Origin of the sequence: Brevundimonas nasdae (genome assembly GCF_016654005.1) — a bacterium.
Lineage (GTDB): Bacteria > Pseudomonadota > Alphaproteobacteria > Caulobacterales > Caulobacteraceae > Brevundimonas > Brevundimonas nasdae.
Genome location: NZ_JAEPWN010000009.1, coordinates 181,814 through 194,088, shown reverse-complemented (window position 1 = coordinate 194,088; position 12,275 = coordinate 181,814). Strand labels below are relative to the sequence as shown.

The following is a 12,275-nucleotide window of genomic DNA, read 5'->3' as shown; positions in this document are numbered from 1 at the left end:
TCGTCCGTCAGCCAATACAGGTCACTCATGATCCAGACTCCTCAGGAGCCTGAATCAGATCGCGCGCCTCACATCAATGGGTCCTGAGCCTAGAGGGCCTGCACAGACCCAAGGCGGGCATGGTCGCCATGTGGGTGGCCAATGCGGTCAACCTGGCGCTGAACATCGTGCTGGTGCCGGACATGCTGGGCATCGGCCTGCATGGGGCGATGGCCTCGGCCTGGGCGACGTTCGGGGCGCGCACGGCGCTGGCGATTTTCCTGGTCATCTTCATCCTGCGCCTGCCGGAGGCGCGGGCCTGGGGCCTGTTCGCCAAGCCTAAGCGCGACCGCTCGGTCGAGGTCGAACAGATCCGCGTCGGCATCGGCGCGGGATCGTCGAACTTCATCGAGGTCGGCGCCTTCGCGGCCATGACCCTGTTCGCCGGACAGCTGGGTGCGGCTGAGACGGCCAGCTGGGCGGTGGTCATCAATGTGTCCGCCATCGTCTTCATGGTGCCGATGGGCCTGTCGTCGGCGACGGCGGTGCTGGTCGGGCGCGCCTATGGCGCAGGGGACAGGGCGGGCGTGATGCGCAGCGGCCTGTTGGGCATCGGGGTGGTGACGGTTCTGGCCTTCGTCATCGCCATCGGCCTGTGGCTGGCCGCGCGGCCGGTGGTCAGCGCCTATACGACCGACCCCGCCATCCTGGCCATCGCTGCGCCCGCTCTGGTTCTGGCGACTCTGTTCTTCGTCGCCGACGCCCAGCAGGTGGTGGCCGCCCAGGCCAACCGCGCGGCGGGCGACGTGGTCTGGCCCACGCTGATGCACCTGCTGTCCTATGGCATCATCATGATCCCGCTGGGCTGGTGGCTGGCGCACCGGATGGGCGTCGATGGCCTGGTCTGGTCAGTGATCGTCGCCAGCCTGATCTCCGGCGTGCTGCTGACAGGACGATTCCTGCGCGTGGCGCGGCGGGCGCCGATGGTGAAGACGGCGGGGTAAGGGGGAGGGATGGGAATTCGTTTCCTTCCCAATCCAACCTTCACCACGGTTGAGCTTGACGTTCTCCGGTCGGTCGGCTGGCGCGCAGAACGTGTGGCGGCTTTCGGTGCAAGGGTGTTAGCGTCGCGAACGCGCATCCTGAAATCGAGACTGGAAAGCCCGCCATGTTGAAAACCACCTTTGGTCTGTCTGGCGTTTCATTGTTTGCAGGGGCGCTGCTGTGCGCCGCCTGCAGCGAACCGCAGGCGGCGAAGCCCCCGTCCGCACCGTCTGAAGCGGCGCCCGCACCTGAATCGAAAGCGGTCGTGCTTCCCAACGTCGACACGACGAATGCTCAGCGTTTCGTTCAGGGCGACAGCAAGCTGGAAGTGCTGAACTTCGCGCAGGTCGGAGCACAGACCGTTCAGGGCGTGGTGCGAGGCTATGCAGCGCCGGTGTACGCCGTGCCGGTGGCCAAGGGGCAGACCCTGACCGTCGAATTCGCTCCGTCCAACACCAACCTCTACATCAACATCAGCGACGCCGCCGATCAGAGCGGGGCCGCCCTTCATCGAGGGGAGACGGATGGGGCGACAGCCTCGCTCAAGGCGGACCGCGACACAACCTATGTCATCGCTCCCTATCAACCGCGTGCGATGGCGCGCCGGGGCGAGAACGGCGACTTCTCCCTGACAGTCACCCGGGGCTGAAAACGGAAGTAGGGAGGCTGCCCAATGGACTTCATGAAGATCCTGCGCAGCTTTGAGGACTTCATCTTCGAGGCGACGAGCTGGTTGGTCTTCTATCCGCTGACCATGTGGCGAATAATTCGCCGTCCGCTGGCGACGATGGACTACTCCGACAGGGAGCAGAGCGGGCCTGAAGAGCGTCGGTACGACGATGCCTTGAGCCCGCCGCTTCTGCTGTTGATCACAATCGTGCTGACCAATGTGATTGCGATGGCGGCCCATGTGCCGCGGCCGGAAGGGGCGTCGGAGATGTCGAGGACCATTCTCGACTCGCAGGAGAATCTGGCGCTGTTTCGGTCGTTGATGTTCAGCCTCATTCCGCTTGTGGCGGCCACAAGTCTTCTGCACCGACAGGGCAAGCAGATCAGTCGTCAGGCCCTTCAGCCGCCCTTCTATGCCCAGTGTTATCTAGCGGCCCCATGCGCCGTCTTCATCTCTCTGGGTGGAGCGATCCTGCAGCGACCTGACCTGCCCAATGTCGCGGGACTGGTCGTGATGACAGGCGGGGCGGTCTGGTTCCTGTCGGTGCAGACGGTCTGGTTCAGTCGAAAGCTGGCGACGTCGCGTCCCAAGGCCGCGTTGATCGCGTTGTGGGCCGTCGTGCGGGCTACAGCCTATCTTTTGGTGATTGCGGCGCCGGTTGCGATGATTTGAGCCTGCACCGGAAGATAGTCTGGATGTGACGCATGACGCGCGCGACTGTGGCGGTACAGTGGGGCGGAGGCGTCAGGGCGATCCCTTCGGCAAGTCAAAGGTGACGTTTCGGATTCGTCGCACTATATCCGACGGCTTCCCCGAACGACTGGACGACCATGGCCCGCATCCTCATCACCTCGGCGCTGCCCTACATCAACGGCATCAAGCACCTTGGGAATCTGGCCGGGTCGATGTTGCCCGCCGACGTCTGGGCGCGGTTCAAGCGCGGGCAGGGGACCGAGGTCCTGTTCATCTGCGCCACGGATGAGCATGGCACCCCGGCGGAGCTGGCCGCCGCCGCCGCCGGGCAGGACGTGCGGACCTATTGCGACGAGCAGCATGAGGTCCAGAAGAAGGCCGCCGAGGCGTTCGGCCTCAGCTTTGACCATTTCGGACGGTCGTCGAATGAGCCGAACAAGCGTCTGACCCAGCATTTCGCCAAGGTTCTGGAGCAGAACGGCCTGATCGAGGAACGGGTCGACCGGATGATCTATTCGATCGACGACGCCCGCTTCCTGCCCGACCGCTATGTTGAGGGAACCTGCCCGCACTGCGGGTATGAGAAGGCGCGCGGCGACCAGTGCGACAACTGCGGGCGTCTGCTGGACCCGACCGACCTGCTGAATCCCTATTCGTCGGTGTCGGGCTCGCGGAATCTGGAGGTGCGCGACACGCGCCACCTTTATCTGCTGCAGACCAAGATCGAGCCGGAAATCCGCGCCTGGGTGAACAGCCGCACGGACTGGCAGACCCTGGCCAAGTCCATCGCCCACAAGCATCTGGAAGAGGGTCTGATCGACCGGGGCATCACCCGCGACCTGTCGTGGGGCGTGCCGGTGGTCGGCCCTGACGGCGGGCCCCGTCCGGGCATGGAGGGCAAGGTCTTCTATGTCTGGTTCGACGCGCCCATCGAATATATCGGCGCTACCGAAGAATGGGCCCAGGCCAACGGCGGCGACTGGGAATCCTGGTGGCGGCTGGACAAGGGCGCTGAGGACGTCCGCTATGTCGAGGTCATGGGCAAGGACAATGTGGCCTTCCACTCGGTCAGCTTCCCCGCCACCATTCTGGGCTCCAAGGAGCCGTGGAAGACGGTCGACCAGATCAAGGCCTTCAACTGGCTGAACTGGTACGGCGGCAAGTTCTCGACCTCGATGAAGCGCGGGGTCTTCATGGATCAGGCGCTGGAGCTGCTGCCCGCCGATTACTGGCGCTGGTATCTGACGGCCTATGGTCCCGAGCATTCGGACGCGGCCTTCACCTGGGAGCAGTTCCAGGGGGCGATCAACAAGGACCTGGCCGACGTGCTGGGCAATTTCGTCAACCGCATCGTCAAGTTCGCCGAATCCAAGTTCGACGGCGTCGTGCCCGAGGGCGGCGAGGCCGGGCCGCTGGAAGCCAAGCTGGAGGCCGACCTGCGTGCGGCCCTGGCCGAGGCGACCGAACAGTTCGAGGCGATGGAGTTCCGCAAGGCAGCGGCCGCCGTGCGCGCCGCCTGGGTGCTGGGCAACGAATACCTGCAGGAAGCCGCGCCCTGGACCGCGCTGAAGACCGACCGCGACCGGGCGGCGGTCGGCGTGCGCACCGGCCTGAATCTGGTGGCCCTGTTCGCGCGTCTGGCGGCGCCGATCCTGCCGTTCACCGCCCCGACCATTGCGGCCTCTGTCGGAGAGACGGACCTCAGCTGGCCCGCCGCCGACGCCGACCTGCTGAACAGGCTGACGGTCGGCCAGAAGGTCGCGCCGCAGGGCGTGCTGTTCACCAAGATCGAGGACGCCCAGGTGGCGGAATGGTCCGAACGCTTCGGCGGCGCGGAAAACTGATCGGCGGACTGACCGCCTGAATTGCAAGGGGCGCAGTCTGGTCAGTCAGACTGCGCCCCTTTTTCGTTTCAGGCCCGGATTGTCGGAGCGGTGTTCAGGCCCCGGTTTCTTCGGCGAAGATGATGGGCAGGCCGGCGGCGTGCCAGGCCTGGATGCCGCCGGTCAGGTTGAACAGGGGCTGACCGGCCGTCGCCGTTGGGCCGACGAAGGCGCAGACCTGATGGCTGCGGCCGCCCTTCAGGCACATGACGATGATCTTCTTGTCGGCGGGCAGGTCCAACGCTTCCCAGGCGGCGGGCATCTGGCTGAGCGGCGCCAGGACCGCGCCGTCGATGTGGGCGGCTACATATTCGTCGGGTTCACGCACATCGATCAGCACGGCTTGATTCGACTGCAGCCAGGCGGCGGCTTCTTCGGCGGTGACGGTGGCGACGGTCATGCGGTGGGCTCCGGTGCGGGGGGCGGGGGCAGGTCGACGGGCGGCGGGGCCGAATCAGGCGACGCCCCCTTGTGACGCATGTGCTTGGCGGCTTCTTCAGGGCTGATGTCGAGGAAAGCCGGGGCGGCGGCGTTGAACTGCTCCATATGGCCTGTGCGGACGATCACCTGACGCGCGCCGTCCCATATCATGTGCAGGGCCACATACAGGACCACGATCAGGCCGATGTAGCCGATCCAGTTGAAGCGATGCAGCAGCTTGGCGATGTAGGTGGCGGCGACGCCCATCAGGCCGATGGACAGAACCAGGCCGAAGACCATGATCCACGGGTGTTCGTGTGCGGCGCCCGCGACGGCCAGCACATTGTCCAGCGACATGGTGATGTCGGCGATCATGATCTGGAGCAGGGCGGCGCCGAAGGATTTGCGCTTCACGCCCAGCTCCTCGGGCGAGGGGCCGGTGCCGTGTTCGATGCTGAGCGCCAGCTGAAGCTCTGCCTCCGCCTCGGCCTGATCGTGGGTGGCCTGTTCGCGCAGCTCGCGCCACATCTTCCAGCAGACCCAAAGCAGCAGCAGGCCGCCCGCCAGCAACAGGCCGACAAGGGCCAGAAGCTGGACGGTGATCAGGGCGAAACCGATTCGCATGACCACGGCGGCGGCCAGGCCGATCAGAATCGCCTTCTTGCGCTGCTCCTGAGGCAGGGCTGCGGCGGCCAGGCCCACGGCGACGGCGTTGTCGCCCGCCAGGACCAGATCCATCAAGACGACCTGGCCCAGAGCCGTGGCCTGGCTGGCGAGTTCGGGAGAGGAGAGGAAATCCATGACCGCTCTCTACGCCCGGTGCGGCGTTCTGTCAGCCGCGTTGCGCGCGGGCCGCCTCATACAGGGCCACGGCCGCGGCGTTGGAGACGTTCAGGCTCTCGAACCCGCCGGGCATGGGGATTTTCGCCAGCACATCGCAGTGCTCGGCGACCAGACGACGGATGCCGTCGCCCTCGGACCCCATGACCAGAACAGTGGGCTGGCGGTCCAGCGCCTGCTCCAGCGTCTGCTCGCCCGACCCGTCCAGACCGACGGCGCGCCAACCCAGATCGGCCAGACGTTCCAGTGCGCGCGACAGATTCGTCACCCGCGCATGGGGCAGGCGTTCAGTGGCGCCGACGGCGGCCTTGGCCAGGGCGCCCGCCAGCGCCGGAGCGTGACGGTCCTGCACGATGATTCCCCGTGCGCCGAAGGCCAGGGCCGAGCGGAAGATGGCGCCGACGTTCTGGGGGTCAGTCAGCTGGTCCAGCATGACGATGACGCCTTCAGCCGGTTCGGCCAGGTCTTCCAGCGACACGCCTTCCAGCGGCTGGACCTTGAACGCCAGGCCCTGGTGGACGGCGCCGGCAGGCAGCATCCGGGTCAAGGTCTGGATATCGACGGTCTCGATCTTGTGGCCGTGCGCCAGTTTGCCGTCCTCGATCTCGGCGGCGCGCTCGGGCGTGGCCAGAAGACGACCTGTCCCGCGACGGGCGGGATTCGCCAAAGCGGCCAGAACCGGATGGCGGCCCCAAAGAAAATTATCGGCGTCCGCCCTGCCACGATCCCCCGAACGGGGCGGGCGGGGCGTGTCGGCACGCCCCTGAAACCCTTGCGTGGCGGGCTTTTCGCCCCTTTCACGAGGGGCGGATATCCTCCCTGTGAAAGATTGTTTTTTACCGCTTTTACGGTCGTTGCGTTCTGATTTCGACGACACTATAAGACGCCCTCCGATTTGGAGCCCCACGGGCTTTCGGGTCTGGGCGCCCCCTCTACTGCAGAGGAGGCGACAAGCCGAAGGCTTTTGTTTCATCCCGCTTATTTTAGGGGTGGATCAAGGGTCCGGCGGTTCAACAAGGCGCGCTGGGGGAATGTCCCGAGTGGCAAAGGGGGGGGACTGTAAATCCCCTGCGAAAGCTTCGAAGGTTCGAGTCCTTCTTCCCCCACCACGCGCCTTTGAAGAACACGACGGATCACGGCGCCGGAGAGGTATCGGCTGCGGCGTTCCCCGGAACTTCCGCAGTCTCCGCGCGGGTATAGCACAATGGTAGTGCAGCAGCCTTCCAAGCTGAGGATGTCGGTTCGATCCCGTCTACCCGCTCCAGGTTTTTAGATCAGCATCGCGCCCCTCAACCCGGGCCATCAGGAGTTTGGCCATGGCCAAGGAAAAGTTCGAACGCACGAAGCCGCACTGCAACATCGGCACGATCGGCCACGTTGACCACGGCAAGACGACGCTGACGGCTGCGATCACGATGACGCTGGCGAAGGCTGGCGGCGGCAAGGCGATGAACTACGCCGACATCGACGCTGCGCCGGAAGAAAAGGCCCGCGGCATCACGATCAACACGTCGCACGTGGAATATGAGACGGCCAACCGTCACTATGCGCACGTCGACTGCCCCGGCCACGCCGACTACGTGAAGAACATGATCACGGGCGCGGCGCAGATGGACGGCGCGATCCTGGTGGTTTCGGCCGCTGACGGCCCGATGCCGCAGACCCGCGAGCACATCCTGCTGGCCCGTCAGGTCGGCGTGCCGGCTCTGGTGGTCTTCATGAACAAGGTCGACCTGGTCGACGACGAAGAGCTGCTTGAGCTGGTCGAGATGGAAGTGCGCGAGCTGCTGAGCTCGTACCAGTTCCCGGGCGACGACATTCCGGTCACCAAGGGTTCGGCCAAGGCTGCAACCGACGGCGTGAACCCGGAAATCGGCGAACAGCAAGTCATCAAGCTGATGGAGACGGTCGACGCCTACATCCCGCAGCCGGAACGTCCGGTGGACCTGCCGTTCCTGATGCCGGTGGAAGACGTGTTCTCGATCTCGGGCCGCGGCACCGTGGTCACGGGCCGCGTCGAGAAGGGCATCGTCAAGGTCGGTGAAGAAGTCGAGATCGTCGGCATCCGTCCGGTCCAGAAGACGACCTGCACGGGCGTTGAAATGTTCCGCAAGCTGCTGGACCAAGGTCAAGCGGGTGACAACGTCGGCGTTCTGCTGCGCGGCACCAAGCGTGAAGACGTCGAGCGCGGCCAGGTGCTTTGCAAGCCGGGCTCCATCACGCCGCACACCAAGTTCGTGGCTGAAGCCTACATCCTGACCAAGGAAGAAGGCGGCCGTCACACGCCGTTCTTCACGAACTACCGCCCGCAGTTCTACTTCCGCACGACGGACGTGACCGGCATCGTGCAGCTGAAGGAAGGCGTTGAGATGATCATGCCGGGCGACAACGCCGAGCTGAACGTCGAGCTGATCACGCCGATCGCGATGGACCAGGGCCTGCGCTTCGCCATCCGTGAAGGCGGCCGCACCGTCGGCGCCGGCGTCGTGGCCAAGATCGTCGAGTAATCGAAGATCCGGCCCCCGGGCCGAACAGTAGCGTACAGAGCGGCCCCCGGAGAAATCCGGGGGCCGTTTTGCTGTGGGGGCTGGGTTCTAGCCGCAAGTCCCGTCACCGCATAGATCGCTGGAATGACTGGCGTAACGGTTTGGCCATAGGCCAGATTTAGGACATTTTGCTTTGAACGAAAACACGCCATAGTTACCCTGCAGGGGGATTGCAGATGGCATTTGAGGGGGAAGGTGCGGGCGAGGCGAAGCTGAGTTTCGCGCCTGCGCCGACGGAGTTTGCGTCGCGCGACATAGACATGAGCGGGCGAGACGCCTTCGCCCTGACAGAGCGGGGCGTCTGCTACATCCTGTCAGAGACGCTGATTGATCTGAGCGAACCGGCGCAGGTGTATCGGACGCGGTTGGTGCAGCAGGTCACGGGCAGTGACGGTCTGCAGCCCACTGCCAGTTTCGAGATCGTCTTCGATCCGGCGCATGAGCGGTTGGTGATCCACACCGCCAGCGTCCTTCGGGATGGAGAGCGGCGGGAGGCGGCCAGCCCGGCGGCGTTCGAACTGCTGCGACGCGAACTGAACCTGGAACGGGCAATGTACGACGGTCGTCTGACCGCCCACATGATTATCCCGGATGTCCGGGTCGGCGACATTGTCGAGACGGCTTTCTCCATCATCGGCGCTAATCCGGCATTGGGCGGACGGTTCAGCCGCCGCCAGCAACTGCAATGGGCCGCTCATCTGGTTGAGGCGGATTTCCGTGTGCGAGCGCCGCAAGACCGCGCACTGGTCTGGCGGACGCACGGGGCTGCGCCGTCTGTGGAGGAGACGCTGGAGGCCGGAGTTCGGCAATGGCGTTGGCGTCAGCAAGACATCCCGGCGCTGATCTACGACAACGATACTCCCGCCTGGTGGATCGCTCATTCCGAGATCCATATCGCTGATCGGATGTCATGGGACGAGGTCGCCGCCCTGTTCCGAGATCATTATCTGGCCCCGGCAGAACTGCCACAGGCTCTGACCGGTGAGATCGACCAACTGGCCGTAAGTTTCGCCACCGCAGGCGAGAGGGCGGCGGAGGCGCTGAGGTTCGTCCAGCGCCTGTTGCGGTATCACTCCGTCGGGATGGGGGCAGGCGGATTCAGGCCGCGCGCCATCAGGGAGATTTGGGACAGTCGGTACGGCGACTGCAAGGACGCGTCGCGGTTGCTGACTGTCGTGCTGCAGCGCCTTGGTCTGGAGGCGTGTCCTGCGCTGGTGAATACGGCGACAGGGGCGGGGCTGAATGAGGCCATGCCGCACGCAACAGCCTTTGATCACTGCGTCGTGCGGGCCGAGGCGGAGGGCAAAGTCTGGTGGCTGGACCCGACGATGGCGCCGCAGGCGGGCAGGCTGTCCCGCCTGACCCAGGCGCGGCCGGGGTGGGCCCTGCCGTTGCGGGTTGAGGCGCGTCTGGAGCAGATCAGGGAGGTGGAGCGGCAGATCGTATGCGAAACCTTCGAGGAGTGGACGTTCGGGCGTAACGCCGCCGATCCAGCGGAACTGAAGCTGCGGACCATCTATCGCAGTTGGCGCGCCGACGACATGCGTCGCTGGGGCGAGAACGAGGGCTTTCCCAGCGTCAGCCGACGGATGCGGGAGGGCCTGGAGCGCACCTACGGCGAAGTGTTGGAGGTGGAGCCGCTGACCTGGGCCGACGACACTGCAGCCAACGAGATCGCGCTGATCGAACACTACAGCGTCAGCAAGCCGTTCGCCGTGAATGAGGGCGGTGATGCAGGGGTGAAGTTCGAATCACTGGACGATGTAGTGGGACCGACCTTGGTGGGCAGCGAGCGACCGCGACGTGAGCAGCCGATTCACATAGGCACGTCGCGCATTGTGCGCGTCGAACGGGTGCTGAACTTCCCGATAAAACCGCAGATCACGCCGTGGAATCTGGCGTTGAGCGGACCGGGCGTCACAGGGCGTTCCCAGTTCGAGTGGCTGGACCCCAAGCGTGGGCGAAACATCGTCGAGGTCGATGTCGAACGCAGCATCGTCGCCGCCTCTGAGGTGAGGAGCTATTTCGCCTTCCAACGTCGAATGCGAGCTAATAATGGCATCAGCTTCGTGCTGGACACGCGACGGGGAAGACTGACGGGTGACGCCAAGGGTCAGACGACATGGCGTAGCTGGGCCGTGGTCGGCGCCATTGTGTTGCTGTTGATTCTGTTGCGGGTGGCTGCGCCTGGCGCATGAGACGCGAGCTTCAGGAGCGACGTTCAGACGCGTGTTTTTAATTTTTTCACTATGTTCATCCACAAGCTTGGCTTTAGCGGGTTGTCCGAATCGGCCCCTGTCTGCGTGGCTTGAGGTGAGTGATGAGTGATGTCGACTGGCCGGCTCGCGCGCGATTGTCTGCAGCGCTGGATCAGGCTGCGATTGTCGCCATCACGGATCGGGGCGGGCGGATTGTTTACTGCAATCAGAAGTTTGTCGACGTCAGCGGATATTCGCAGGAAGAGCTGATCGGCAAGACCCACCGGGTCGTGAACGGGGGGCATCACCCGCGCAGCTTTTTTGAGGCCATGTTCAAGGTGGTCGGGGCAGGCGGGGTGTGGCGCGGGACCATCTGCAACCGCAACCGGAACGGCGAAGACTATTGGGTCGACACGACCATCATCCCGACGATGGACGCCAACGGCCTGCCGGAGTTCTACACCGCCATCCGCTTTGAGGTGACGGCCCATATCCAGGCGCTGAAGGACCTGGAGATCGCCAAGGCGCGGGTCGAGCAGGCCAGCGAGGCGCGGGACCTGTTCTACGCCAACATCAGTCATGAAATCCGCACGCCGCTGAACGCCGTGCTGGGGCTGGCGTCGGCGCTGGAGCAGACGGATCTGACGGCGCGTCAGGCCGAGATGCTGGAGGTCATTCGCCAGTCGGGCCTGACGCTGAGCCGCCAGCTGGAGGACATGCTGGACCTGTCCAAAATGCGCTCGGGCCAGTTCAGCCTGAGGTCCGCCCCCTATGATCTGCATGAGGCGGTCGAGGCCGCGATGGCGCCTCACAGGGCGACGGCTGAGGCCAAGGGGCTGGCGTTCGGCCTGACGCTGGGCGCGGGCGTCGAGGGGCGGTTCGTCGGGGACGGCGCGCGCGTGGCCCAGATCGTGGAGACCCTGGCCTCGAATGCTGTGAAGTTCACTGATGCGGGCGTCGTCAGGGTCGAGATGGATGTGACGCCTGACGCAGACGGGGGCGAGACGCTGGGGATCAGCGTCAGCGACACCGGCATCGGGTTTGACGAGACGCTCGCCGCCGATCTGTTCGTGCCCTTTGTGCAGGTTCACGAAGAGATTTCGCGCCGATTTGGCGGAACGGGGCTGGGCCTGCCCATCTGCAAGACGCTGGCTGAACTGATGGGCGGCGAGATTGCTATGGATTCGACCCGAGGGCAGGGCAGCAGCTTCCGGGTGCGGCTGCCGGTCAGGCGGGTCCTGGCGGAGCCGCCGGAGGTGGTTGAGGTCGAGGCCGCAGACGCCGAGGCGCTGAGGGTGCTGGTGGTCGAGGACAATGTGCCGAACCAGATGGTGGTGCGCTGCCTGCTGGAGCCGCTGGGCGCCCAGATCGCCATCGCCAATGACGGACGCGAAGGCGTCGAACGGTTCGAGGCCGAGGCCTTCGATGTGGTGCTGATGGACATGCAGATGCCGGTCATGGACGGGATCGCGGCGACCCGGGCGATCCGCGCCCTGGAGCGGACCCATCATCGCCGCCGCACGCCGGTCGTGATGGTGACGGCCAATACGACCGAGGCGCATCACCGGCTGGCGGCGGAGGCGGGCTGCGATGGACTGGTGGTCAAGCCGGTGACCTTGCAGACCCTGTTGGACGGCCTGTCTTACGGCATGGCCCAGTCCGAGGCCGCGATGGCCGAAGCGGTCTGAAGACCAGGCTGCATAATCGCTTTCTGCGCGAGTGATATTGCGCGGAACCGGGAACAGGTCCCTACATTCCACTGACGAATGTTAAGGATTTGGCAACCATGCGCCGCGCGGTTCACATCGGCCTGTTCATCGGCACTCTGCTGGGCATGAGCGCCTGCGCCAGCCAGCATGATGCGAACGGACGCCCCGTGTCCGGCGCCTATGGCTCGATCGAGGCGGGGCGCACGGGGTGAGGCTGAAAGGAAATCGTGGCGTAAAACCCGTTCCTGCCCTAATATTGTTCTGCGGACGCCGTCTGTCGCGCCGCGTTGGTC

General features: G+C 64.9%; 11 protein-coding genes and 2 tRNA genes. 10 read left to right on the top strand and 3 right to left on the bottom strand.

All coding sequences use genetic code 11. The features are described from left to right. Nucleotides 1-119 precede the first annotated feature (119 nt). The 4 genes from JKF87_RS14320 (at nt 120) to metG (ending at nt 4,230) form a co-directional block, all read left to right on the top strand. Nucleotides 120-983 (top strand): MATE family efflux transporter, encoded by an 864-nt coding sequence (locus tag JKF87_RS14320; protein ID WP_236261392.1) that lies wholly within the window; start codon nt 120-122, stop codon nt 981-983. Nucleotides 984-1,147: 164 nt separating this feature from the next. Next, on the top strand, nt 1,148-1,672 hold the full coding sequence (locus tag JKF87_RS14315) for a hypothetical protein (protein WP_201100564.1): 525 nt from the start codon (nt 1,148-1,150) through the stop codon (nt 1,670-1,672). Between the two features lie 24 nt (nt 1,673-1,696). Continuing rightward, entirely contained in the window at nt 1,697-2,365 is a 669-nt protein-coding gene (locus JKF87_RS14310; RefSeq protein ID WP_201100563.1) for a hypothetical protein, read from the top strand. Nucleotides 2,366-2,523: 158 nt separating this feature from the next. Continuing rightward, entirely contained in the window at nt 2,524-4,230 is a 1,707-nt protein-coding gene (gene metG / locus JKF87_RS14305) for a methionine--tRNA ligase (RefSeq protein WP_201100562.1), read from the top strand. A 94-nt stretch (nt 4,231-4,324) separates the two neighbouring features. On the opposite strand, the gene JKF87_RS14300 is transcribed toward metG, so the two are convergent. The 3 genes from JKF87_RS14300 to rlmB are packed head-to-tail and all read right to left on the bottom strand — an operon-like array spanning nt 4,325 to nt 6,406. After that, nucleotides 4,325-4,669: a rhodanese-like domain-containing protein gene (locus JKF87_RS14300; RefSeq protein ID WP_201100561.1), complete on the bottom strand. Its 345-nt coding sequence runs from the start codon at nt 4,667-4,669 to the stop codon at nt 4,325-4,327. Beyond that, nucleotides 4,666-5,490: a TerC family protein gene (locus tag JKF87_RS14295; RefSeq protein ID WP_236261391.1), complete on the bottom strand. Its 825-nt coding sequence runs from the start codon at nt 5,488-5,490 to the stop codon at nt 4,666-4,668. Before JKF87_RS14295 ends, JKF87_RS14300 begins: the two co-directional genes overlap by 4 nt. Nucleotides 5,491-5,521: 31 nt before the next feature. Continuing rightward, the gene (gene rlmB / locus JKF87_RS14290) at nt 5,522-6,406 is read right to left on the bottom strand and encodes a 23S rRNA (guanosine(2251)-2'-O)-methyltransferase RlmB (protein WP_201100560.1); all 885 of its coding nucleotides are present in this window, start codon (nt 6,404-6,406) and stop codon (nt 5,522-5,524) included. Nucleotides 6,407-6,554: 148 nt separating this feature from the next. Here rlmB and JKF87_RS14285 point away from each other — a divergent pair. The 6 genes from JKF87_RS14285 to JKF87_RS18535 all read left to right on the top strand — a co-directional run bounded on the left by JKF87_RS14285 (nt 6,555) and on the right by JKF87_RS18535 (nt 12,194). After that, a tRNA-Tyr gene (locus tag JKF87_RS14285) sits at nt 6,555-6,638 on the top strand. Between the two features lie 81 nt (nt 6,639-6,719). Then, nucleotides 6,720-6,793, top strand: a tRNA-Gly gene (locus tag JKF87_RS14280). 52 nt (nt 6,794-6,845) lie between these two features. Beyond that, a complete protein-coding gene (gene tuf, locus JKF87_RS14275; RefSeq protein WP_201100531.1) occupies nt 6,846-8,036 on the top strand; it encodes an elongation factor Tu in 1,191 nt (396 codons plus the stop codon). A gap of 215 nt (nt 8,037-8,251) precedes the next feature. Beyond that, a complete protein-coding gene (locus JKF87_RS14270) occupies nt 8,252-10,273 on the top strand; it encodes a DUF3857 domain-containing protein (RefSeq protein ID WP_201100559.1) in 2,022 nt (673 codons plus the stop codon). A 122-nt stretch (nt 10,274-10,395) separates the two neighbouring features. Continuing rightward, nucleotides 10,396-11,961 carry a PAS domain-containing hybrid sensor histidine kinase/response regulator gene (locus JKF87_RS14265; RefSeq protein ID WP_201100558.1) on the top strand — a complete coding sequence of 522 codons (1,566 nt, stop codon included), beginning with the start codon at nt 10,396-10,398 and terminating at the stop codon, nt 11,959-11,961. A 98-nt stretch (nt 11,962-12,059) separates the two neighbouring features. Continuing rightward, a complete protein-coding gene (locus JKF87_RS18535; RefSeq protein WP_275945262.1) occupies nt 12,060-12,194 on the top strand; it encodes a hypothetical protein in 135 nt (44 codons plus the stop codon). The last annotated feature ends 81 nt before the right edge of the window (nt 12,195-12,275 follow it).